Below are 25,098 nucleotides of genomic sequence, written 5' to 3' on the forward strand. Positions count from 1 at the left end.
CAATTAAGAGATCAGCTATCATCCTTTAACTGCTCCGATCATGACACCGGAAACAAAATACCTCTGAAGCCACGGATATACAATCAAAATCGGCGTGGTTGCAAACATGATGCTAGCCGCTTTAAGCCCTTCGGGAACGACCTCCGTCTGCGAAGACCCTTCCTGAGCGGTCAAATCCGTCACCATGCTGTTCATGACGATTTGGTAAAGCTTGAGTTGAATCGGATACAGCTGCGAATCGGTGATGTAAAACAGTGCATCCATGAAACCGTTCCAGCGGGAAACTGCATAGAAGAGGCTCAAGGTTGCCAGTACCGGAAGTGAGAGCGGGAGCACGATCCGCGTCAGAATGCCGATATGCGAGCAACCGTCGAGATAGGCAGATTCCTCCAAGCTAGACGGAATCGTGGAAAAGAACGTTTTCAGAATAATCAGGTTGAACGCGCTAATCATGCCCGGAACAATGAGAGCCAATAAGCTATTCAGGAGTCCAAGCTCTTTCACCAAGAAATACTCGGGGATTAATCCCCCGCTGAAAAACATCGTGAAGACGATCAGCAGCATAAATAAGGTTCTTCCCTTTAGCCGCTCTTTCGTCAGCGGATAAGCCGCGCAGATGCTCATTAGCATACTAATTAAAGTAAACGTGACTGTGAGTATGATCGTCAGTCCCATCGATCTAAGCATTCCGGCATCCAGAAAAACGATACGGTACGCCTCCAGATCGAATCCACGCGGGAAAATCGTGACTATATTCGATAATACGGCTTGTTTTGAGCTTAATGAGATCGATACGATATGCAGGAAAGGTACGAGACATACGATTAATACGATTCCTACGATCAACATGATGACGACATCCGTGACCCTCTGCTGCAATATTCCTTTTGTCATGCCGGCTTCCTCCTTACCATATGCCTTGCTCACCGAAGCGCTTCGCGATCGTGTTCGCCCCAATGACGAAGACCAGTCCAACTAACGCTTGGAACAAGCCCATCGCAGTCGCAATCGAGAATTGCGCCGATTGGAGACCGGCCTTATAAACAAACGTACTGATGACTTCTGCATAATCCATTACTAGCGGGTTGCCCATCACGAAAGGCCGTTCGAAGCCGATGGTCATAATATGTCCGAGCTGCATGATCAGCATGACCACGATGGTCGAACGAATTCCCGGCAGCGTAATGTGCCATATTTTTTTGAGCCGCCCTGCTCCATCCACGTCTGACGCTTCATAAAGCTCTTTGTTAATTCCGGTTAGTGCAGCGAGGTAAATGATCGTACCCCAGCCAGCACTTTGCCAAATTCCTGTACCTAGGTAGACGAGCACCCAGTTGTTTTTATCTGTCAAGAACGGGATCGACTCGAACCCGAGGGAATTGACCAGGTTGTTGACGAGTCCGCCCGTGTTGGAAAACATCTGATAAACAAGTCCGCCGATAATGACCCAGGAAATAAAGTGCGGCAAGTACAAAATCGTTTGTGCCGCTTTTTTAAACCAGGCAACCCGAAGCTCGTTAAGTAAAATCGCGAGGATGATCGGTGCCGGAAACGAAAACGCGAGGTCTAGTAAATTGAGCAGCAGCGTATTGCGGACGACCTGATAAAACTGGCTCATCGCAAACAGCTGGCGAAAGTTATCGAGCCCCACCCATTCACTCCCAAGGATGCCTTGAAAAATGTTAAAGTCTTTGAATGCGATTGCCACTCCGTACATCGGAACGTATTTAAAGATAATAAAATACAAAATCGGCAGTAGCATCAGTAAATACAGCTGGTAATCCTGCAACAATCCGGATATCCGCCGTCGTTTAACCAGCGCCCGACTTGGCTGCGAGGCTGTCGTTTGAGCTGGGTTCCTCTCCATATGCATCACTTCCTTCTGTGTCTTTCTCGGGCGGTCGCTGCAGCTTCCGTCCCCATTGCCCTTGTCTTTCGGGTCGGTCAACAACACTATACCGAGGCATGTAGAGACCTGCAATAAACTCATTTCAGCTGCTTAACCTCATTCCGTTTCCTTGAACTGACGGGCTTTTTTGAGGCATCAAGCAAAAAAGAACGCCCGGAAAAAGTATCCGGGCATTCTTCATAAAGAGCATAGTTATTCAGGCTTTCCGTTCGAGGGAACTACGTTATAGCCAACGGGATCTGCTGCATTCCCTGCCAAATCGTAAACTGTTACTTGAATTTGATTCATACCCGGTTTCAGCGGAACGCTGGCGGTAAATGTAAGATCTGCCTGAACCACAGCGCGCATACCGTTCACATAGACGGCTCCCGGTTCGTTAATCCGGCCAGTGACCGTTAGTAGGCTCTTATCTATGTTATAATGGTTGCCCGTTTTGGGGCCAGGCATATTTAGTACAATGACAGGTGGGGCTGTATCCAGAACGAGATGAAGGATCACTACTTCGGAGGTATTTCCGACAAGGTCTACCGCTTGAATCACGAATGTGTTATCTCCGGGATGAAGTGTGACGTTGGTTTCAAAGCTCAATTCACCCGTAACGACCAACTCTACACCATTAAGCTTTATGGTGGATAGCTCGCTGACAGCACCTGAGAGAACATATACTGCTTCCCTAACCGTACCGCTTGTTTGATTCAGTTTGACAACCGGGACGATCGAATCGACGAAGTAATTCAGTACAATCGGAACGGCCTTCTTTCCGGAAGCGGCGATCGCCTCGATCACAATCGGATTAGCTCCCTGCTGCAGCTCAAGCGCAGATGTGAAGCTCAGGTCTGCCGCTACAGGAACGATGATGCCATTGATCGTAACGGCAGCCGGGCGATCCAGCTTACCGGAAATGTCAATCGATGCTGAACGGATGGTACCGCCGCTTTGATCCACCGTGAGCACGGGCGGAGGGCTGGCCAGCGTCAAGACGCTTACTGTCGTCGATTGAGCGCGGGCTACCTCTATCCCGCTAACCGCAGCGCTGTCGTAACCCGGTTTAGATGCGGTAACCGAATAATTTGTCGCCGGTATTACGTCGCCAAACAAATAGATTCCATTCTGATCGGACGTCGTACTGCGCAAACTGCCGTCTCCGGAGTTTAGCACGACCTCAGCCCCGGAAAGAATGCGACCCTCCGAATCTTTTACGATGCCGGTCAGCTGGCCGTAAGGATTTAACGCCCGCTTCACGATCACGGTATACGTGGTGATGGCTGTCCCGTCCGCCGAAAAAACGACGACCTCAATGGCATTATCCCCCTCGGCAATGGCAATCGGTGCCGCTGGTTGACCGCTGCTAACGGAACGGCCCTTTATGGTAATGTCCGCAAACTCGTAGCTAGCTGTTGGCGTGACGGTTACATATTCCGTTTCATAAGCAGCACTTACCGAGTAACTGGTTACGTCTTTATCAAATGAAGGCGTTAACGTGCCGGAACTGACAGTCAGCTGCTTTAACGAAGAATCCATTGCAGGCGAAAATCGGTTGACTGTGACTTTATAGGATAGCTTCGTCGCTCCGTCTTCCGCCGTGACGACTACTGGGATGATGGTCTGATCACCAGTTAAGTGAATCTCAGCCGATGATGTTCCGCTGGCCGTAGGGATTCCATTGACCAGGATTGACCTTGCGAAAGGACTGCTCGCCGTTGGCGTGAGCGTCACGCTTTCCACAGCGCTTGGGACTTCGACAGCAAATTCCGTTTCGTTCAAACGGTTTAATACGCTTCCGCTGCTCGTCAGCGTAACCAAGGACGCATCATTTTTGGCATAACCGATACCTTGAGTAATACGTACGTTATCGATATGAACGCTGCCATAGTTGGAGCTGTTCGCATAGAAATCAACTCTGGTAATGTCCGGCATATCTCGGCGGAAATTAGCATCGTCGAACTTGAGAATCCCGTCGATATACAAATCAAAGGTCTGATTGACGGTATTGACGACCATCCGGATGTTATACCATCGGCCAAGGGCATAATCCATGAGCTCGGTGTCGGATGTTCCTTTGTATGCCCTGATTTTGTTTTTACTGAGAGCAGCACTGATACCTGGACTAGTGCTGCTGGTGCTGCCGTATACATACGGCACGCCAAACCAGTTGTTGCCGGAGACGTAAGGATCGTTTCGCATGACATCCGCCTCGATGGTCACGAACCCTTTCAGCGGAGCGGCAAAGGTTTGCGCCAGACTAGTGCTGCCGCTGTTTGTCGTTCGTGTCAGCTTCACACTCTTATCTTCTGCGCTGGGAAGCTCGACTACTTCGACCTTGCCACCGCTAGTGCTTACGGTTAGGCTGTCTCCCGGAATCATCGCTCCTGTCGCCAGGAGATTAAACGTATGATCGTGCAGAACATCGATCGTGTTGCTTGCCACAAGCAGCTTTTTCAGGTCAGTCACGCTGGCTGGCGAAACGCTAACATTCTTTCGTTCCGTATTTCGGTAGTCTGTCCTGGAGATGATGACGGTATAATTTTCTCCAATTGGAACTTGGTCGATTTGGAAGACTCCGTCGCTGCCGGATATGCCGGATGCGATCGTTTCCGTTCCATACTTGACGATAACCGCCGCTGCCACTAACGGGTTCGCCCGTTCATCAAGTATTTGTCCCATTAGCCCGCCAAACGGACTTGCCGAGGTTATGATTAAGTCTTGTGTCGTCGTATTTGGCGGTTGTATGGAGATAATCGCCGATCCGGCGCTGTAACCATGCTTTTCCGCAGTAAGCGTTAAATTGTTCCCAAACGGAAGATTGGATATAAAGTAGTACCCTTTGGCATCACTCAAGGCCGTATAAGTCATTCCGCTGCTCATCAAGGTTATGGTGGCCCCCGCCACGGGCTTGCCGGCTCCGTCCTTTACCTTTCCGTTCACGGATTCTGTCAGAGAGCCTTCCGATGTATAGTACTCGAAAGCTCCAATATCCGACTGTCCGTTATATAGCTCATTTCCCGTGTAATCCTTCCCCCCGTGATTAGCCATCGGTAGGCCTGAGTTGATCGTCATGGCGCCCGATTGTGAACGGAATCCTAGCGCCGAGTCTAGCCTTGGCCCTGATTCAACCGTTCCGGAAGGGCCTACAGTCGTACTGACGAACTTCGGGTCCACCTGAAGCGCCAATGTATCGCTCGCTGGAATTTGCAATGACGCTCCATAGTAGTTGTTATTTTCGTAATTAATGGTGCTGCTTGTCGTCAGCGTGGCACTGGACCGCGTTGAAAATATGTTGTTATTCCGTATATGATATTTCGCATTTAGCGAACTGCCGTAGCCATAAATCAAGTAATTGCTTTTATCGTTGTAAATCGTATTGTTATACACCTCCGCAACGGCGGCCGTATCCGAATGCAAATAGATCGGATAACGGGTATTGCTTTTAATAACGTTATAACGGATTACCGTATTTCCGAAAACAAATTGGCAGATGAGAATGCCGTCGCCGTTATCGTGGACATAGTTATATTGGATGAGGATGTTGGTCGTGCCTTTGTCCGGATCGATTCCGTTCGAGTCGGCGCCGCCAGCCTTCTGCTGCGTTTCATATACTTCATTGTATTGAATGACAATATCGTCCGCATAATAGGCCTCAATCCCTGAGGTTCCTGTTCGGTATACGACATTTTTCTCCACGACGCCGCCACGAATATTGGTCAAGTACATACCATTGCAGCCAAAAGCGGTACCCTCCTGGGTAATGAAATTATTCCGGATCACAATATTCGTATGTGGCGTAAATTTAGGATCAGAGGCGTTCACCCTCGTCCCCCAACCGGTGGCCGTCGCCATACTGTTTCCATTCTCATCTTTATCGTCACCGGTATATTGTTTAAAAATGATGCCTGCAAACGACGTATTTTTGATCGTTGAGTTTTCAATGATGACGTCATTGATCACCGTCGCTTGACCTGGCGGATTCAACAGATCCGGTACCGTTGTATCAAATACGATTCCGCCTGTTTTTTTTGACCCGTCCCAGCCCGTTTTAAAGCGGATGCCCGGCTCCGGCAGGTTCGGCTGTGTTCCGCTGATCCAGTTGATTTCGCCGGTCACATCATGAACATCAACACCGATGATGCGAAAATAGTGAAGCTCTCCGCCCAGATCCCCAGATACATGAATTCCGCGATAATCGCCCAAATTTTCGCCTGGTGTGGCGGTAGACGGCTTCGCGTTGGAGATATCCAAATTGTGAACTTCCCAGTAGGACTGATTGAACAGACGAACCGCATCATTTATCAAGCCTTTACCATTAATTTTCGGCTTGCTTCCGGCCCCGTATTTGTCAATAACAATCGGCTGTCCTGCACTCCCCGAGCCTTTGGGCCACAACTGGCCGTCCCAACTTTCACCAGCCTTCAGCAGGACGTTATCTCCCGGCTGAAATACGGTGACATTTACCTTCTCCAGCGTCTTCCAGGCTGCGCCTTCACTCGTTCCGGAATGACTGTCGTCACCTAAGGTCGCATCGACGTAATAAGTCGTTCCTAAACCCACAGCCGCCTTAGCGACAGGAGCCGGAAGCAGGGGGAGCCATATGCCGAGTAACATAACGGCTGTCACGATGGCCGAGACCCAACTCTTTCTTCCCTTGCTGCGCATATACTTCATTCAATCTTCCTCCTCCGTATTTGTTTCATTAAATGCGCTGTCATTTCACTGCTGACTAACATCACTCCTTCAACATATACACTATAATGAGGCGGAGAAACTCCCGCAATAAACTCATTTCCGCAGCTTAGCCGGATTCCGTTTTTCGCTCGGAACGGTAATGATCGACAATCTTTCACAATAATTTGCATGAGAAAAGATATATGCTGCGAAAAAACCACATCTTCTTGCGATGTGGTTTCCCTTCTTAATTCTTATCATATAATCCGATGTGTGTGTAATCCCCTGTTTCATATCGTGATTTTGCAAATAAACGGTATTCTTGAACAGTGTGCATAGCAGATAAGGCCGTGGCACTATAAAGTTATTATTAATTAAAACTAAGTATCAGCACGCACAAAAAAAGAGAACGATTTGCGTCAGTTTCTCTCCTCAATCTGCTTTCAGTTAAGTTTTCCTGAGCGAGCATACGTAAGCTTTTCTCTGCCTAATGCGCTGCTAAATATTTCTCGATACGGCGCTCGTCTGTAATTAGCGGACAGGTGTAGCAGTATCGATCACCGCCGGGTAAGCAGTAATTCAGACAGCATTTTTCACGCAGCAAAATATGCCGGTCGTCATGCATCGGAATTTTGACCTGACGAAAACGGCAAATAAGCGGATTTTCCGCTTTCTCTCCGAACCATAAGTATTGGGATTCCTGACTGTCGTCCCCTGCCAAGGTAATACGATGGCGGTTTTGCATAATGCTATTGATTATGATAATCATTATCAAAATAGTTGTCAAATAATCTCATCTCCTTTAATTTTTTTTTACTTCCTACTTTGTTCCATAACCTATTAGAACTTCGAATACATCAAACCATTTCATTCATATAATTTTTATATTTGTTCATCCGCAGGTATATTGGTTTTAGAACAGCTAAATGTTACAATATGGAAATGATAGACCACTTAATCTAAGGAGTGAATTTAATGGCTATTGATGTATATCTTAATTTTAATGGAAACACTCGTGAAGTCATTGAGTATTACGCAGAAGTATTTGGACTAGACAAGCCACAAATCATGACCTTTGGAGATACTCCACCCGACCCATCCTTTCCTCTTCCTGAGGAAGCCAAAAATTTAGTTATGCATGCACGCCTTAGCATTTCTGGAAGTACAGTTATGTTCTCCGATGTTTTCCCGGGAATGCCTTTCGTTGCTGGTAACAACATTAGCCTTTCCTTAGTGAGTAAGGATATCGATGAAGTGAAGTCAGCCTTCCATAAGTTGAAAGAAGGCGGCAAAGTAGGCATGGAACTTCAAGAAACATTCTGGAGCAAATGCTACGGCAGCCTAGAGGATAAATTCGGCATTCAATGGCAGTTTAACTATGACAATGGTGAATCGGTTTATTAATTAACCTTTTTAACAATACAAAAAGGATATTCAATCTTTCTTTCTCAAGAAATGATTGGATATCCTTTTTTTTCATAGGCTACGCCTTCACTTACAATATGGGAGAAACCAATTTCGATATGGACTCCAGAAACCGAATCCGTAAGGAACGCTTATCATATTCCTCTAACGTCAACTCCATACAGCCCTCCATATCCTTCCAGAACGTATTTTCCAGCTTCTTCGCCGTCTCCGCATGATACATCAAGGCGTTAGTCTCGAAATTAAGCCGGAGGCTGCGAATATCGAAGTTGGCCGTCCCAACAGAGGCAACCTGCCCATCGACGATGATCGTTTTCGCATGAAGAAAGCCTTGATCATATAAGTAGCATTTCACTCCAGCTCGCAGCAATTCTCCTACATAATACAAAGAAGCCCAATGAACAAACAAATGATCTGCTTTCTCAGGGATCATGATTCTAACGTCAATGCCTGATAGAGCAGCAATGCGCAGCGCATTCAACATACTTTCTTCAGGGATAAAATAAGGAGTCTGCAAGAGGATTCTGCACTTCGCCATGTGAATCATTTTTAGGAATGTATACACGAAATGCGGCCATGCTTCATTGGGTCCACTTGCCACAATTTGCATGGGCACCTGTTCCAGGCTATTGGCTTCCGTATTATCGGGAAAATACTCCGGTTCAACTTCCATTTGCTGCACGGATGCTAAGTTCCAATCCAGAATAAATCTAGACTGCAAAGCGCGAACAACGCTTCCAGTTAAACGAAGGTGTGTATCTCGCCAGTACCCAAATCTCGGGTCTAAACCCAGATATTCATTACCAACATTGAATCCACCCATGTAGCCAATCTGTCCATCAATGATGACCAATTTACGATGATTGCGATAATTTACCCGATAGTTAAGAAATGGAATTCGCGATGGGAAAAATGCGGCTTTTTGCCCGCCAGCCTTTAGGAAATCACGAAAAAAGGAATCCTTCAAGGACCTTGAGCCAATATCGTCATATAAGAATTTAACATGGACACCCTGCTCCGCTTTCCTCGTGAGAGCTTCCATGATCTTCTGACCCAACGAATCATTCTTAACGATATAATACTGCATATGTATATGGGACTCAGCAGCTTCTATTTTCATCAGTAAATCACTGAATTTAGCCACACCGTCTGTGAAAATATGTACGCCATTATCTTGCGTGAGGAACGCATCATTCGTTGCGACATTCAGATAAATCAAATCTCGATATTGACTTACCATTGGATCAATATAGGGCAGCGTCCCGTCGATCAGCTGTTCCCGCTGCTCTGAAATGACGGTTTGTACTCTTTCCAGCATACGGCGGTTCCATTTATAAAGCTTTCTGCGGCTCAAATTTTGTCCGAGCATCACGTAGAGCAGGAATCCGAGAATCGGAATGAATAAGAGCACCATGAGCCATGACCAAGTTGCCGCCACATTTCGGCGTTCTAAGAACACAACCGTTATGGCGAGTAAAATATTGATCACAAAAACGACAGTTAGTACATGCGATAGCCAGTCCATAACACCACTCCAAACCATTTATATCAGCTCTTCACTATTATACCTGAATTTCGACAAATTAGGAAAAGACCCCCTATTCACAAGGTGAATAAGAGGTCATTTACAAGCTATCCTTTATGCTATTTTCTTAATTAGGCACAGTTTTCGCAAATAATAAACGCCGCCCACTTTAATGACATCATCCGAATAAGCTTCAATCAATGAACCTGCATCTTCCAATTCACCATCAAACCACACCTCTACAGGTGTTTGAAACAACATGCAGTGGTACATATCTGCATCCGTTAAACATACCTCAGTCCGGCTCATTATGAACAACTGCCTCTCCTAAAAAATTTCACCCGGTAATGTCTTTATCGACACGTTTAGAGATAAAATGAAGAGGAACTAGATAGAAGAGACTGGAAGCATCATGCCTCCAGTCTCCTTTTAATCGTTGCTACTAACCATTTCTTTATAAAGTGCGATATACTGCTGGGCTGACTTTTTCCAGCTGAAATCGCATTTTTTCATATTTTGCTGAATTTTCAGCCATGCATCTCTATCATTCTTGTAGAAAAATACAGCACGGCGAATGATATGCAGCATGTCATGCGCGTTATAGTTGCTGAATGTGAATCCGGTTCCCTCACCCGTGAACTCATTGTAAGGCTGCACGGTATCCTTCAGTCCGCCTGTTTCTCTGACAATAGGTACAGATCGATAACGAAGTGCTATCAACTGCCCAATCCCACAAGGCTCGAATTGTGACGGCATCAAGAATAAGTCAGATGCGGCATAGATTTGATGTGCTAATGATTCATCGAAGTAGATTTGAGCAGACACCTTATCTGGATGTGTCTGAGCCGCATAACGGAACATTTGCTCATACCCATAGTCACCAGTACCGAGAACGACGAGTTGAATATCCAAAGCGAGAATCTCTGAAATGACATGCTGGATGAGATCAAGCCCTTTTTGCTGCACCAAGCGAGTGACCAACGCAATCATCGGTACATCTGCATTGACAGGCAGACCCAAGCGCTCCTGCAGAGCTAACTTATTCTGCTGCTTCTTCGGTAAGGAATCTCGATAATTCACAACTAGATGTGAATCAGTCATTGGATCGAACACATCATAATCAATGCCATTCACGATGCCCGTTAACTGATCTTTGCGATGACGCAGCAGGCTGTCCAGAAATTCACCATAAAAAGGTGTTTGAATTTCCTCCGCATAGGTCTGACTTACCGTTGTTATTTGATCTGAATAGAGGAGCCCGCCTTTGAGAAAGCTTGCGCCACCATGCAATTCAAGCGCAGTTCCTGAGAAATGATCGTCTGATAAACCGAACAAATCTTTTAATAAGGATTGATCAAACACACCTTGGTATTTCAAGTTATGAACGGTAGACATCGTCTTCATCTCGCTATAGAAAGGGAAATGTTGATAATGTGCCTTCAGCAGCACAGGAATCATACCTGTTTGCCAATCATGGCAATGAATCACATCCGGCTGGAAATCAAGTAACGGGAGCGCCTCAATAATCCCTCTGCAGAAGAACCCAAAACGCTCCGCCTCGTCACCGTAACCATAAATGCCTGGACGCTTGAAATAAAACTCATTATCCACGAAGTAAAAGGTGACTCCATCAAGTTGAAGCATCTCTATTCCGATGTATTGCTTTCTCCAACCGATGTAGACATCAAATGCGACTACCTTCGTCATTGCTTCCCGATAAACAGCAGGGATATCGCCATACTTAGGTAAAATAACCCGTACATCCAGTCCTTGACGAGTAAGCTCCTTAGGCAACGAGCCAATTACGTCAGCTAGACCGCCTGTTTTAATAAAAGGAACAGCCTCAGATGCGGCAAATAGTACTTTCATCTTCCTACTCCTCCAATGGATGTTTGAAAAGCCACCTTATGCAAAACGAAGCTTTTCAGAATGATTGGTCGGTGTCGAAGCTCGAACAAATGCCAGGAACTCAGGTAATCGTTCAAACTTCTAGGCTTCTGAAAGCTGACTTTTCAAATTTATTTGATCTAGATCACTTTTGTTTTCGCAGCAATGAATGGTGCTTTGTTATCTCCCGTCAAGACACGTCCACGACTAATGAAGACATCCTTATCCAGGATTGCATTCTCAATGATCACATTCTCCTCAATCTCACAGTTTTGGAGAATGATACTGTTCTTCACGTACGCCCCTTTCCGGATTTTCACACCACGGAATAGGATACTATTTTCCACTTTACCTTCGATGATACAGCCGTTTGCGATGAGCGCGTTTTTAGCTGCTGCGGTATCCAAGTACTTTGCAGGCGGTTCATCTTTAACCTTCGTGTAAATCAGGTTTTTCTGGAAGAAGAGCTCTCTCCAGATCGCCGGATTAAGCAGCTGCATACTGTGCTTGTAGTAGCCTTGAATCGAATTTACAATTCCTACATGGCCTTCGAATTTGTAACCATACACGCTTAGCTTATCAATGTTTTTCATAATGCCATCGCGAACCAAATGATCGTAACCTTGCGCTAAGCAAGATTCAACCATATCCAGCAGCAGCGCTTTGCTCATGATGTACATTTCCATTGAAATGTTGTTTGTACGCAATCTTCCTGTGTGATCCTCCATAAGAGTCACTTGCCCGCTATCCTTGACAGCTAGACGACGGAATTTCCCTTGAATATCCTCATCTGTTTGCTTATAGATAACCGTAATGTCTGCTTGTGTATCCTCATGATAACGCACAGCGTCACGCAGATCGAGGTTGCATACCATGTGGCTTCGTGAAATAATGACAAGCTCTTCTTTACCACGATAAAAATAATCTCTATGGCTATAGAACTGGTATAAATCGCCACGTGAAATGCCAGTTGGTTCATTGAGCACAGACGGGAGCACGAACAAGCCGCCACGCTTCCGGTCCAAATCCCATTCTTTCCCAGAACCCAGATGATCCATGAGTGAACGATATTTATGTTGAGTGAATACAGCGACATTATCAATACCTGAATTCACCATATTTGACAATGTAAAATCAATTAATCGATAACGGCCGCCGAACGGCACGGATGCTGGGCAACGAAAGTAGGTCAGTTCCTCCAAATCATCCGGTTCATTCACTAAATTAATGACACCCATCACATGTTTCACTCGACATCATCCCTTCTGATTGGCATTCCCTGATATCCGCTCATTGCCACCAATAAGTACAATTTCCCCTTTGCCATCTACCACAGCACCGTCTTCAACGACCGTGTTTTCGCCAATAATCGCTTTATTAATTGTTACGTTATTACCAATTTTGGCATTAGGCATAATGACGGAATCGCGAATCTGGCTTCCTTCGCCAACCTGTACACCGAAGAACAAAACGGAATGATCGACATCCCCGAATATCGCGCAGCCTTCATTCACGAGGGAACGCTTTATATTCGCAGTTGGCGCCACATACTGAGCCGGCTGGTAAGGATTTTGGGAATATACCCGCCAGTCCTTATCATTTAAATTAAGCTCATTATTGTCGTCCAACAGGTCCATGTTCGCTTCCCACAGACTATCGATCGTACCTACATCTTTCCAGTAGCCTTCAAATGGATAAGCGAACATTCTCGCCTCATCTTTCAGCATCATTGGAATAATATCTTTACCAAAATCTTTGCTGGAGTTAGGATTTTCTTCATCCTCGAGCAGATAAGACTTCAATACGCTCCAATTAAAAATATAAATGCCCATCGAAGCCAAGTTACTGTTCGCTTCTTTCGGTTTTTCTGCAAATTCAGTTATTTCTTGTTTGTCATTGACGCTCATGATACCGAATCGGTTCGTTTCCTCCCATTTAACTTCAATGACAGCAATCGTTGCGTCGGCTTTCTTCTCTTTGTGGTAAGACAGCATCAGATCATAGTCCATTTTATAAATGTGATCACCCGAGATGACCAAAACATATTCGGGATCATATTGCTCAATAAAGCCGATATTGCGATAAATGGCATTCGCGGTTCCTTTATACCAATCCCCGCCTTTTTGTTCCATGAACGGAGGCAACACCGTCACACCGCCATATTTGCGGTCAAGGTCCCACGAGCTTCCAATCCCAATATACGTATTGAGTACGAGAGGTTGATACTGCGTTAGAACACCAACGGTGTCGATCCCTGAATTCGTACAATTGCTGAGGGTAAAATCAATGATACGATACTTCCCGCCAAAATGAACGGCTGGCTTGGCTAAATTGTTCGTCAGAACGCCTAATCTTCGTCCTTCTCCTCCAGCAAGGAGCATGGCAACACATTCTTTACTGCGCATATCTGATTTCCCCCTTCAACTTCGTCAATCACAGTTTGGAATTCACTCACACATTTTATATAAACAGCCGCAAGCGGCGGAATACACAACGCTAAACTATTCGGCTGCCCGTGCCATGAACGCTTTTCACTGGATATAGGCTCTGAGTTACCTTGTCCAGAACCGCCAAACTCGTGTGCATCGCTGTTAAATACGACTTCGTACACACCATGCCGCGGAACACCAATTCGGTAATCCGGGTGTACCACAGGGGTGAAATTACAGACGAGAATCAAGTCATCCTCAGGCAATTTCCCTTTGCGCATAAAGGTCACAACGCTCTGGCTCTCATCATGAGGGTTGATCCACTCGAACCCATCCTGATGATGATCCAACTGCCACAACGCCGGTTGGTCCAAATAAAATTGATTAAGTGTCTTTACATAATGATGCATTTGACTATGTTTTTCGTATCCTTCAAGTAAAAACCAATCAAGCTCCTCTAGATCCTTCCATTCGTCGAATTGCCCGAATTCACTGCCCATAAACAGCAGCTTTTTACCAGGGTGACCTGTCATATACCCATATAGAACGCGCAGGTTAGCAAATTTCTGCCAATAATCGCCTGGCATCTTATGAAGGAGTGAACGTTTACCATGCACCACTTCGTCGTGCGAAAGCGGCAGTACATAATTTTCACTAAAGGCATACATGAATGAGAACGTGATCAGCTTGTGATGATACTTGCGGTTAATCGGATCTAATTTCATATAACGCAGCATATCGTTCATCCAGCCCATATTCCACTTATAATTAAATCCGAGTCCCCCATCGTGGACAGGCGCAGTAACGAGCGGCCAATCGGTAGAATCCTCAGCCATCATCAGCGCATCAGGGTAGAAGGAGAAGACGGCCTGATTCAGCTTGCGCAGGAATGCGATCGCTTCGGGATTGTCATCCCCACCCCATTGATTCTTGATCGGTTCCTCGCTCCATCTGCCAAAATTCAAATGCAGCATAGAAGCCACAGCATCTACTCTAATCCCATCAATATGATACATGTCCATCCAAAATACAGCATTTGAGATTAAGAAACTTTGAACCTCGGGTCGACCAAAATCGAAAGTAAGTGTACCCCATTCCAACTTCTCAGCTTTGCGAGGGTCTTCATATTCATACAGCGGCTTCCCATCAAACTGCCTGAGTCCATGACTGTCCTTACAGAAATGGCCAGGGACCCAATCCATTATGACCCCGATACCCTTCTGATGACACCGATCAACGAAATGCATGAATTCCTTCGGAGTACCGTGGCGGCTGGTTACGGAGAAATAGCCTGTTGCTTGATAGCCCCAAGAGCGGTCAAACGGATGCTCCGCCAACGGCATTAATTCAATGTGCGTATACCCCATTTCAACTGCGTAATCCACTAGCTCTTCAGAAAGCTGATCATAGGTATATAAATCTTCACTATGTCGGTCCTTTTTGCGCCACGTACCCAGATGAACCTCATAAATGGATAGTGGCTTATTGTAAGCGGGACTTTCCTTTTTCTGCTGCTGCCATGCCTGATCCTTCCATTCGTAACCTTCTAGATCAACAACACGCGATGCGGTACCCGGACGTAACTCCGAATAAAAGGCATATGGGTCTGCTTTCAACAAAATCTGGCCTGTCTCGCTATGAATTTCAAACTTGTAATAATCGCCTTCACTTGCTTCTGGAACGAACAATATCCATACGCCAAGTGTACTAAACTTCTCCAAACGATGTGTCCCAGATTGCCAACTGTTGAAATCACCAAGCAAGTAAACCTGTTTGGTATGAGGTGCCCATACGGCAAAACGAACTCCCTCTTGCCCTTTTGTTTTGCTTACATGCGCCCCTAAGATGCGATAACTGTGGTAAAGGGATCCTTCATGAAGCAGAAACAAATCTTCTGAGCTAGGTATACCAACATTTGCCCCCACGTTATCCCTCCTTAAATCGACCTGATTTCGTCAAAACTGGATTTTACTTATAATCACCTTACGTAACAAATACAACAAGCAAGCAAAGAATCCTTCATTTTTACATTAAAAAAAAAAGGAAATTACTCAACCGTTGGTGAATTATTTGAGGGACATTATATCGAGAGGTGGAACACTAATAATGAAAGATAAAGTAAAGGGACTTATCGTTGGTCTAACGATCGGTTCCGTATTAAGCGGAACCGTAGCATTCGCAGCAAACAGTCAAATTGAAGTAGCATTCCGAAGTCTTAAGTATATGTTTGACGGTGTTGAGAAAGCGCCTTCCGAAGCTAAAGGATTTATTTATGAAGGTTCTACCTATGTACCCCTTAGATTTGTAAGTGAAGCTCTTGGGAAAAAGGTTGAGTGGGACGAAGAAAATGAAACCATTTGGATCGGCAACAATCCTAGGCATGTGGTTGCAAACTACAAGGGTGGAATCGTGACCAAGGGTGAATTTGATACTTTCTTTGCTTTGCAAGCGCTCTTCAATGGAGGCCATGCTGCCTCTAAAGATGACCCAGAGTACCAAAAAAGTGTGATAAGACAACTCATTCAAAACCGAATTCTTTTCGGTAAAGCATCTGAGGCAGACCAGAACGCTGCCAAAGACGGTGCTGTTAAGCAAATCGCTGCTTGGAAAAACCAATTTGGCGAAGCGAAGTTTCAGGATGATTTGAAAAAGGTGAATGTAAAGGAATCGGATCTTCAGTACTTTTTAGTGGGCAGCATCGGTGCACAAAATTACATCAAGTCCAGTATTTCCGATGCCCAGTTAAAAACTAAATATGATGAAACACTCAAAGTAGATAAAGATGCTTATACCATTGCCTCCGTGCGTCACATTTTGATTGGATTGAATGACCCATCAAGCTCAGATAACAAAGTTCTTCGTACGAAAGAGGAAGCACTTAAACGTGCTAAAGAAGTTCAACAGAAATTAAAGAACGGTGAAGATTTCGCCAAACTGGCCAAAGAATTCTCAGATGACCCAGGTTCTAAAGATGCTGGTGGTCTTTATGCGGATGCCGATGTAAGTCAGTGGGTACCCGAGTTTAAGAAAGCAGCTATCGAGCAAACGATCGGAACAATTGGTGACCCCATCGCGACAGATTTCGGCTATCACGTTATTAAAGTAGAAGCCAGATCCGTTAAATCTTTTGATTCTGTGAAAGAACAGCTGAAAGCTGCGCTTGAACAACAGCAATTTCAACAATTTGCAGAAAAAGAACTGAATGATTTGATTGAAAAGATCGATTTAGGTCAATAAATGGTGTACAATGAATGTTTGTTAAAGTATACAAGTTGAAGGATGGAATGCAGCATGTTTTATGCAAAAGACTGGGTTGATTATGAGCTCCTCGATACAGGCGGCGGCGAAAAGCTCGAGCGATGGGGCACGATCGTCCTGAGAAGACCAGACCCACAAATCATTTGGCCGTTACAAAAAGAAACGCCGGCATGGCGTCAAGCTGACGCCCATTATCATCGCAGCTCCAGTGGCGGCGGACAATGGGAGCAGCACGCAGAGCTTCCTGAGCGCTGGACGATTAACTATGACCAGAAGTTGTCCTTCTATATTAAGCCAACCAGTTTCAAGCATACGGGCTTATTCCCTGAGCAAGCAGTCAACTGGAAATGGATGATGGACAAAATCCAAGGAGCCGGACGTCCCATCAAGGTACTAAACCTGTTTGCTTATACAGGTGGAGCTTCACTGGCCTGCGCTTACGCAGGTGCCGAAGTTTGCCATGTGGATGCCTCCAAAGGAGTCGTTCAATGGGCTAAGGAAAATCTGCATCTGAGCGGCCTAGGCAGCCGTCCTGTTCGTTTTATCACGGATGACGTATTCAAATTCGTACAAAGAGAACAGCGCCGCGGAAGCAAATACGATGCGATTATCATGGATCCTCCCTCCTACGGACGCGGACCCAATGGTGAGACTTGGAAATTAGAAGATGACCTCTTCCCTTTCATTGAGACTTGCCAATCGATTCTGACGGACAATCCGTTGTTCCTGTTGATCAACTCTTATACAACGGGTATCTCGGCCACTGTGCTCCAGAACATTTTAAGCATGGCGATGAAAGCCAAGCATGGCGGCACGATCTCCAGTGGCGAAATCGGCCTGCCGATCACCCACTCCGGCTTGATGCTCCCTTGCGGTATTCTGGGACGCTGGGAGGCGTAACGGTGGCAGCATCTAGAGATGGCTCGGGAGCATTACAAATTCCGATACTGTTCGAAGACAACCATATTCTTGTGGTTGAGAAGCCCGTCAACATGCCTACGCAGGAAGACGATTCACGCGATCCTGATCTGCTGAATGTGCTGAAGGCAGATCTGAAGCACCGTCATAACAAGCCCGGCAATGTATACCTCGGGCTTGTACACCGGCTTGATCGTCCCGTTGGCGGCGTGATGGTATTCGCCAAAACGTCAAAAGCCGCGTCCCGACTATCTGACGCGGTAAGATCGAGGCAGCTCGACAAGACGTACGTCGCCGTCGTGCACGGCAAGCCGCCACAGCCGTCCGCTACGCTGCGCCACTTTCTTTGGAAGGACACGCGGACGAATACCGTCAGCGTGGTCAGAGAAGGCCAGCAGGACGCCAAGGAGGCTGTGCTGGACTATAAGCTGCTCGGCAGCCAAGAAGGGCTCAGCTTGATCCAGATCAAGCTGCATACCGGGCGGCCGCATCAGATCCGCGTGCAGCTGGCAGCCATCGGCTGCACGCTCTACGGCGACCAGCGCTACGGCAGCGCGGTCAACAAACCCGGCCAGCAGCTAGCGCTGTGGGCCACGGCTCTTGCCTTTGAGCATCCAACGCTCAAAGAGACGCTGCGCTTTCGGTCGCTGCCGCCGATGCAGCGGCCATGGAGCGCATTTACACTCCCCGAGTTGTAAATTCGTCTCAAACCCTTGGGTCGCTATTAATTGGCGACCTTCCCAAGCAAATAAATAAGCAATTTCTGATTATGGGCGGAAACGCGGCTCAGGTATGAATCCAAAAGATGTTCCCGGATTCTCATACCTCTCTCGCATTCCGCCTTTCCTTTGTCCGTGACGTTGACCCAAACGATACGGCGGTCCTTCTCATCCCGCTCTCTTACGATCAATTCACTTTTCTCCATCCGATCTAATAGTGTTGTCACAGCTGCAGGCGTTGTGGATAAATATTCGATTAAATCAGAAGGCTTCATCCGTTCATTCGTCATAAGCAGCTCTAACACGTTAAGCTGTCCTTCCGTAATGGTAGGTGCTAAACCTACCTCCATCTGGTTTTTCAATTCCTTAGACAATTTCAACCATAGCTTCCCAAATTCATCGGAATACAACCTCATCAACTCGCTTCCAACATCTCCTAAGGCAAGTATAGCATGCCTTTTCTTTGGTTTAAAGGTTAATGCCATTAATATTTTCAGACAAAATCTGCACCGTTTGAGACATGCTGTGGCTTGCTGTCGATCCCTCCATTACTTTGTCCGATTAACAAGAAATCGCCCAAGCTTCTCGACTTCTTTTAACACCTCGCCCACTTCTTACATATACTGTGATGCAGGTATGTACATTTTTTACTAACGAAAACAGTTTCTATGGCTTCGTAATTATCACAAAAAGTCTATCTTACGAGGCTAGTTTTCTTAGAAAACTCAAAGGAGTGGTTTAAGGTGGAAGCTTGGAAAATAGAGCTTGGCAAAAAGGCACTGGAGGCTGGCATAATGAAAGACCCACAGTGGCTGGATCGATTAGACGAACCAATGCCCCTGTGGGTCCTATTGGAGTTAGCTTTTATGCTCATTGAGAAGCTGGATCCACCTACAGTCAGCTATGATTGAGGGAATCTCAGGATCTCTACGATCGCATCTGTTTTGGAAACAGGTATAAGTTGTTTACCTTGTGCTTTTCGATCCTCCAGAGGTGCTGTCTCTGTTGAGAAACGCAGCTTCTCCCCATTACTCATGACGGCAGTAATGAGATAATCCATTTTCACGATAAATGTGCGAATTAACGCTGAACCATTAGGTCTCACACGCTTGCCTTCTTTAAATTCGAAGGTAAGTATGCCCTTCCCGCCGCGTCCTTGGATCGGATAGTCCACGACTAGGGAACGCTTCGCATACCCGAGGTCCGAGATGACCAACACTTCTCCCTCATCCCCATAAATCCACTCGGCTGAGACGACTTCATCGTCATCCTTGAGTTGGATGCCGCGCACACCCGCGGCCGCACGGCCCATCGGGTTCACTTCCTCCTCACGGAAACGGATACTCATGCCCTGCTTTGTGACAAGCAAGATTTCCTTCGTATTGTCACTTAGATGTACTTGAAGGACTTCGTCATTCTCACCGATTTTACAAGCCACGATTCCGTTTGAGCGGTTCGTCATATATTCTTTCAGCTCTGTACGCTTCACTTGTCCTTTGCGTGTGACGAATACAAGCGACTTGGTCGGATCCTCAAAGCCCTTGACCGGAATAACGTTAACGATGCGATCTTCCTTGGCAATAGGAATGACATTCACAATCGCGGTGCCGTTCTCTTTCCACTTATACTCAGGCACTTGGTGGACAGGCAGCAAGTAATATTGCCCCTTCTTCGTGAAGATCAGCAAGCTTTCGATCGTATTCACGTCGAGCAGGAAGCGCAAGTAATCGCCTTCCTTCAGTCCTGTATTTTCGAGTTCTCCGCCTGATCGTGTGAACGAAAGCTTGCTCGTCCGTTTCAGGTAACCTTCATTGGATAACGTAACGAGGACATCTTCCGCGTTCACAAGTACCTCGAGATTAACCTTCAACTCTTCCACTTCACCCTGGATATCCGAGCGGCGGTCGATGCCATATTTCTTACGAATTTCACCCATTTCATCTTTGATAACACCTAACAACTTCTTCAAGCTGCCAAGAATACCACGTAAATAGGCAATCGTTTTCTCTACATCTTTCAACTCTTTTTCAAGCGTTGTAATTTCTAAATTCGTTAATCGGTATAATTGCAAAACAAGAATAGCATCTGCTTGTCGCTCTGAAAATCCAAACTTCTCAACAAGGTTATTTTGCGCATCTTGCCGATTCTTGGAAGCTTTAATCGTTGCGATAACTTCGTCCAGAATGTTAAGAGCTTTGACAAGTCCCTCTAACACATGTGCGCGGTCTTCGGCTTTCTCGAGCTCGTATTGAGAACGGAACGTAACAACTTCCTTTTGATGACCAATGTAAGCTTCAAGAATTTCACGAATACCTAATTGACGAGGCGCTTTATTCACAATTGCAACCATATTGAAATTGTAGGTCACTTGCAAGTCTGTCTTCTTCAGTAAGTAAGCCAAAATACCCTGGGCATCGGCTTCCTTCTTAAGCTCCACGACAATACGTAACCCATTACGACCGCTTTCATCACGTACTTCGGCAATACCTTCGATTTTCTTCTCAAGCCGAATGTTCTCCATGGCAGTAACCAGTCGAGATTTGACAACTTGATAAGGAATTTCCGTGATTACAATCTGTTGTCTGCCGCCGCGCATATCTTCTATCGCTGTTTTGGAACGTATGTAAATACGGCCTTTCCCCGTGCGATAAGCTTCGCGAATGCCATCTTCACCCATGATAATGCCGGAAGTCGGAAAATCGGGGCCTTTGACGATCGTCATTAATTCTTCGACTGTAATCTCAGGCTTGTCGATCATGGCTGTGCAGGCATCAATGATTTCACGTAAATTATGAGGTGGAATTTCCGTTGCGAACCCAGCCGAAATCCCGCTAACACCATTCACGAGTAAGTTCGGATACCGCGCAGGGAGCACGACAGGCTCCTTCGTAGAATTATCGAAATTATCCTTGAACATGACCGTACGTTTCTCAATATCGCGCAGAAGTTCCATTGCGATCTCAGAAAGTCTAGCCTCTGTGTAACGCATAGCTGCGGGCGGATCATCATCTAGTGATCCCCAGTTTCCATGGCCATCCACAAGTGTATGGCCCATCTTCCAAGGCTGCGCCATACGAACCATACCATCATAAATGGAGGCATCTCCATGCGGATGGTAATTCCCCATGACATCACCGACGGTTTTGGCCGATTTGCGATAAGGCTTATCAGGGGTATTGCCTGAATCGTACATCGCGTACAATACACGTCGTTGTACAGGCTTCAAACCATCCCTTACATCTGGAATCGCGCGATCCTGAATAATATATTTAGAATAACGCCCGAAACGATCGCCAACGATCTCCTCCAGAAAGGCAGGTAAAAACTCTTCTAATATGTTCATCTTTCATTCACCACTCTTTTTGGTCTACTCTACATATTCGGTAAAATCGACGTTCTCGATAATCCACCGCTTGCGTGGATCTACCTTATCACCCATCAATGTTGTTACTCGTCGTTCCGCTTTAGCGGGATCTTCAATCTGTACTTGCAGCAAGGTACGGCTTTCCGGATTCATCGTCGTTTCCCACAACTGCTCCGGATTCATCTCACCAAGACCTTTATAACGCTGCAGCTCGGTATTCTTACCAAGTTCTTTGACAACAACCTGTAGTTGATCGTCGGTCCAAGCGTACTTGTATCCACCATTCTTGCCTTTTCTAGTCACTTTATAAAGTGGTGGTTGTGCGATAAACACTTTACCCTGATCGATCAATGGCTTCATATAGCGGTAAAAGAAGGTCAAAAGCAGGACCTGAATGTGCGCACCGTCTGTGTCTGCATCTGTCATAATAATAATTTTGCCGTAATTCATCTCTTCGGATTCGAATTCAGAGCCAACTCCAGCCCCAATGGCGGCGATGATCGCTTTGTATTCATCATTTTTCATAATATCGAGAAGCTTGGATTTCTCGGGATTCATCGGTTTTCCTTTGAGCGGCAGTATTGCCTGGTGCTTGGAATCACGTCCTTGCTTCGCTGAACCGCCGGCGGAATCTCCTTCGACAATGAACAACTCATTGCGTTGCAAATCCTTCGATTGTGCAGGGGTTAGCTTACCATTCAGGTTCGAGCTCTCACTCTTTCCTTTTTTACCGCTGCGAATTTCTTCCCGCGCCTTACGAGCAGCTTCCCGTGCTTTGGAAGCTTGTACAGCCTTCTTCAGCATCATTTGCGCAATTTGCGGATTTTCCTCCAAGAAAACAGTCATTTTATCAGAAACAACCGCATCCACTGCACTTCTTGCATTAGCGCTTCCAAGCTGATCTTTCGTTTGACCAACGAATTCGACATCACCCATCTTGATATTGATAACAACCATCATACCTTCACGAAGGTCGGTACCATCCAGATTTTTTTCTTTTTCTTTGATAATGCCCCCTTTACGGGCATATTCATTCATGACACGTGTATAGGCTGTCTTAAAGCCGGTCTCATGCGTACCGCCGCCGCGAGTAGGGATTGAGTTTACGAAGGAAGCAATCGTTTCCGTGTAGCCATCATTGTATTGCAGGGCCACCTCTACTTCGATTTCATCCTTTTCTGAAGCAAAGTGAATCACAGGATGAAGAACTGTTTTCTCCTCATTCAGGAATTCAACAAATTGACTCGCGCCACCCTCATATTGGAAAGTGTCTAGCTTATCAGACCGTTCGTCTTTCAAGTTTACGAGAAGTCCTGAGTTGAGGAAAGCAATTTCTTGCAGACGTTCAGCTAAAGTATCGTAGTTTATGGTTGTTCCGCCTTGAAATACGCGTTTGTCAGGCTTGAAAGTTACTTTCGTTCCTGTGCGATTGGTATTTCCTACGACCTCAAGTCCGGTAACCGGTTCACCCACGTGCTCGATCCCTGAATCGTCGACCCAGTATTCAAAGCGCATTTTATGCACCTTGCTATCTCGGTAAATTTCTACTTCCAGCCATTCGGATAGAGCATTTGTTACCGATGCGCCAACACCATGTAGTCCGCCAGACTTCTTATAGCCTGTTCCACCAAATTTGCCGCCGGCATGTAAAATAGTAAATACAACTTGTGGAGTTGGCACGCCGGTCTTATGCATTCCGGTTGGAATCCCCCTACCATTATCCTGAACCGTAATGGACTGATCTTTATGTATCGTCACATTAATCTTGGAACAATGTTTGGCAAGATGCTCGTCAACCGCATTGTCCACGATCTCCCAGATCAGATGATGTAGACCCGATGCACTTGTACTACCAATATACATCCCTGGTCTTTTACGAACCGCTACAAGCCCTTCCAGGACTTGTATATCATCAGCCTCATAATTCGACGTTGGGGCTATTCCTTTCGCAAATTCTAGCTGCTCGGACATTGAAGCCCTCCTTTATCTAATATAACCGTTAATTCAAAACATCTTTTCGTGAAAATACCGTAAATGAAACAATAAGTGAAGCGATCGCCCACACACTTAAAACGCTAAGTGAGAAGGTCAAGTCCATCCCTTTAATTGGCGGAAGGCCTCCTGTTAAATATTTAGTTAAGTCCAAATTGACCATAAACAAATATTTCGCAGTTTCCCAAGACGACACCATGTTCGAAAGAATGGTTCCTGATATTAATACGGCAAGCATGACCCCCATACCTGCTGCTGTGGAACGAATGAGAACGGATAGCATTAGTGACATGAGTGCTACGACTAATGCTGAGAACCAAACCAATCCAAACTCCATGATAAGAAAGAACCATTGATCAACTGCACGTACAAGACTGAAATCCACTTCCGTACCTGTCAGCTTAATACCTGTAAATACCGGCATCGTCCAACCGTTATAGCCGAAAACAACCCCAGAAATCAAATAACATAAGACGCCAGTGGACAATACCGTTAGCGAAGTAAAGAAGACAACCGTAATTAATTTACTCAATAGGATTTTCCATCGCCGGACCGGTCTTGTCAACAATAATTTAATAGTCCCCGTAGAATGCTCAGATGATACGATGTCAGCGGAAATGACCATGATAATGAGCGGAATGAATAAACCAACCGCATTTTTCACAAACTCGCGTGTAAAAGTAACCGCATTCGGTGTACTCGGATCTACATCCTTTTCAAGATAATAGTTAGCGATTTGAATTTGCACTCTAAGCTGTTGTTTCCACTCATCCGGCGTTCGTGCTGAGCTTAAACGCTTTTCCCAGTCGGCAATTTTCTGCCGTTGATCCGCCTTCCAGTCCGTCGTACCAAACTGCTTTTGTGTATTTTTGGCAACTCGCATTTGAGCATAAGTGAACATAGGGATTAATGCAAGAAGTATAAGTAGGATAACATAAAAGCGTTTTTTCTTAATCATTTTAATACATTCATTCTTAACAAGGGCATATAAAGTAAGCAATTCTTTCACCTTC

General features: G+C 45.8%; 19 protein-coding genes. 5 read left to right on the plus strand and 14 right to left on the minus strand.

Annotated elements, in window-relative coordinates:
* Nucleotides 1–18: 18 nt before the first annotated feature.
* The 4 genes from QFZ81_RS20370 to QFZ81_RS20385 form a co-directional block, all read right to left on the minus strand.
* Entirely contained in the window at nucleotides 19–894 is an 876-nt protein-coding gene (locus QFZ81_RS20370) for a carbohydrate ABC transporter permease (RefSeq protein ID WP_307441918.1), read from the minus strand.
* Between the two features lie 13 nt (nucleotides 895–907).
* Entirely contained in the window at nucleotides 908–1,873 is a 966-nt protein-coding gene (locus QFZ81_RS20375; protein WP_307606973.1) for an ABC transporter permease, read from the minus strand.
* A gap of 228 nt (nucleotides 1,874–2,101) precedes the next feature.
* On the minus strand, nucleotides 2,102–6,568 hold the full coding sequence (locus QFZ81_RS20380) for a carboxypeptidase regulatory-like domain-containing protein (protein WP_307604485.1): 4,467 nt from the start codon (nucleotides 6,566–6,568) through the stop codon (nucleotides 2,102–2,104).
* Nucleotides 6,569–7,055: 487 nt separating this feature from the next.
* Nucleotides 7,056–7,355, minus strand: coding sequence for a hypothetical protein (locus tag QFZ81_RS20385; RefSeq protein ID WP_307604488.1), 300 nt, complete (start codon nucleotides 7,353–7,355; stop codon nucleotides 7,056–7,058).
* Nucleotides 7,356–7,543: 188 nt separating this feature from the next.
* Between QFZ81_RS20385 and QFZ81_RS20390 the strand changes: the two genes are divergently transcribed.
* On the plus strand, nucleotides 7,544–7,972 hold the full coding sequence (locus tag QFZ81_RS20390) for a VOC family protein (RefSeq protein ID WP_307441916.1): 429 nt from the start codon (nucleotides 7,544–7,546) through the stop codon (nucleotides 7,970–7,972).
* 91 nt (nucleotides 7,973–8,063) lie between these two features.
* On the opposite strand, the gene cls is transcribed toward QFZ81_RS20390, so the two are convergent.
* From cls to glgB, 6 genes are all read right to left on the minus strand, one after another.
* Entirely contained in the window at nucleotides 8,064–9,518 is a 1,455-nt protein-coding gene (gene cls, locus QFZ81_RS20395) for a cardiolipin synthase (protein ID WP_307441915.1), read from the minus strand.
* Between the two features lie 114 nt (nucleotides 9,519–9,632).
* Nucleotides 9,633–9,827, minus strand: a complete 195-nt coding sequence (locus tag QFZ81_RS20400) for a hypothetical protein (RefSeq protein ID WP_171692658.1) — start codon at nucleotides 9,825–9,827, stop codon at nucleotides 9,633–9,635.
* Between the two features lie 120 nt (nucleotides 9,828–9,947).
* Nucleotides 9,948–11,387, minus strand: a complete 1,440-nt coding sequence (glgA, locus tag QFZ81_RS20405; RefSeq protein WP_307604490.1) for a glycogen synthase GlgA — start codon at nucleotides 11,385–11,387, stop codon at nucleotides 9,948–9,950.
* Between the two features lie 158 nt (nucleotides 11,388–11,545).
* The gene (gene glgD, locus QFZ81_RS20410) at nucleotides 11,546–12,655 is read right to left on the minus strand and encodes a glucose-1-phosphate adenylyltransferase subunit GlgD (RefSeq protein ID WP_029193102.1); all 1,110 of its coding nucleotides are present in this window, start codon (nucleotides 12,653–12,655) and stop codon (nucleotides 11,546–11,548) included.
* A gap of 6 nt (nucleotides 12,656–12,661) precedes the next feature.
* Nucleotides 12,662–13,810 carry a glucose-1-phosphate adenylyltransferase gene (locus QFZ81_RS20415; RefSeq protein ID WP_307604493.1) on the minus strand — a complete coding sequence of 383 codons (1,149 nt, stop codon included), beginning with the start codon at nucleotides 13,808–13,810 and terminating at the stop codon, nucleotides 12,662–12,664.
* On the minus strand, nucleotides 13,753–15,759 hold the full coding sequence (gene glgB, locus QFZ81_RS20420) for a 1,4-alpha-glucan branching protein GlgB (protein WP_307604495.1): 2,007 nt from the start codon (nucleotides 15,757–15,759) through the stop codon (nucleotides 13,753–13,755). Before glgB ends, QFZ81_RS20415 begins: the two co-directional genes overlap by 58 nt.
* A 181-nt stretch (nucleotides 15,760–15,940) precedes the next feature.
* On the opposite strand from glgB, the gene QFZ81_RS20425 reads away from it, so the two are divergent.
* The 3 genes from QFZ81_RS20425 to QFZ81_RS20435 are packed head-to-tail and all read left to right on the plus strand — an operon-like array spanning nucleotide 15,941 to nucleotide 18,708.
* Entirely contained in the window at nucleotides 15,941–17,071 is a 1,131-nt protein-coding gene (locus tag QFZ81_RS20425) for a peptidylprolyl isomerase (RefSeq protein ID WP_307441908.1), read from the plus strand.
* A 54-nt stretch (nucleotides 17,072–17,125) separates the two neighbouring features.
* Nucleotides 17,126–17,992 (plus strand): class I SAM-dependent methyltransferase, encoded by an 867-nt coding sequence (locus QFZ81_RS20430; RefSeq protein WP_307441906.1) that lies wholly within the window; start codon nucleotides 17,126–17,128, stop codon nucleotides 17,990–17,992.
* A 2-nt stretch (nucleotides 17,993–17,994) separates the two neighbouring features.
* Nucleotides 17,995–18,708 (plus strand): RluA family pseudouridine synthase, encoded by a 714-nt coding sequence (locus QFZ81_RS20435; protein WP_307604497.1) that lies wholly within the window; start codon nucleotides 17,995–17,997, stop codon nucleotides 18,706–18,708.
* Nucleotides 18,709–18,734: 26 nt separating this feature from the next.
* Here the strand turns inward: QFZ81_RS20435 and QFZ81_RS20440 are convergent, their stop codons facing one another.
* Complete coding sequence (locus QFZ81_RS20440; protein ID WP_307449649.1) at nucleotides 18,735–19,139, minus strand: MarR family winged helix-turn-helix transcriptional regulator; 405 nt, start codon at nucleotides 19,137–19,139, stop codon at nucleotides 18,735–18,737.
* A gap of 333 nt (nucleotides 19,140–19,472) precedes the next feature.
* Here QFZ81_RS20440 and QFZ81_RS20445 point away from each other — a divergent pair, with 333 nt between their 5' ends.
* The gene (locus QFZ81_RS20445; protein ID WP_200957347.1) at nucleotides 19,473–19,640 is read left to right on the plus strand and encodes a hypothetical protein; all 168 of its coding nucleotides are present in this window, start codon (nucleotides 19,473–19,475) and stop codon (nucleotides 19,638–19,640) included.
* Here QFZ81_RS20445 and gyrA read toward each other — a convergent pair.
* Genes gyrA through QFZ81_RS20460 form a run of 3 tightly spaced genes read right to left on the minus strand, consistent with a single transcriptional unit; the run spans nucleotide 19,631 to nucleotide 25,085 of the window.
* Complete coding sequence (gene gyrA / locus QFZ81_RS20450; RefSeq protein WP_307441903.1) at nucleotides 19,631–22,072, minus strand: DNA gyrase subunit A; 2,442 nt, start codon at nucleotides 22,070–22,072, stop codon at nucleotides 19,631–19,633. The genes QFZ81_RS20445 and gyrA overlap by 10 nt on opposite strands.
* A 24-nt stretch (nucleotides 22,073–22,096) precedes the next feature.
* Nucleotides 22,097–24,064, minus strand: coding sequence for a DNA topoisomerase IV subunit B (parE, locus tag QFZ81_RS20455; RefSeq protein WP_307441901.1), 1,968 nt, complete (start codon nucleotides 24,062–24,064; stop codon nucleotides 22,097–22,099).
* Between the two features lie 28 nt (nucleotides 24,065–24,092).
* Nucleotides 24,093–25,085 (minus strand): ABC transporter permease, encoded by a 993-nt coding sequence (locus QFZ81_RS20460; RefSeq protein ID WP_307441899.1) that lies wholly within the window; start codon nucleotides 25,083–25,085, stop codon nucleotides 24,093–24,095.
* Nucleotides 25,086–25,098 lie beyond the last annotated feature (13 nt).

It is taken from the genome of Paenibacillus sp. V4I9, from assembly GCF_030817295.1.
Taxonomy (GTDB): domain Bacteria; phylum Bacillota; class Bacilli; order Paenibacillales; family NBRC-103111; genus Paenibacillus_E.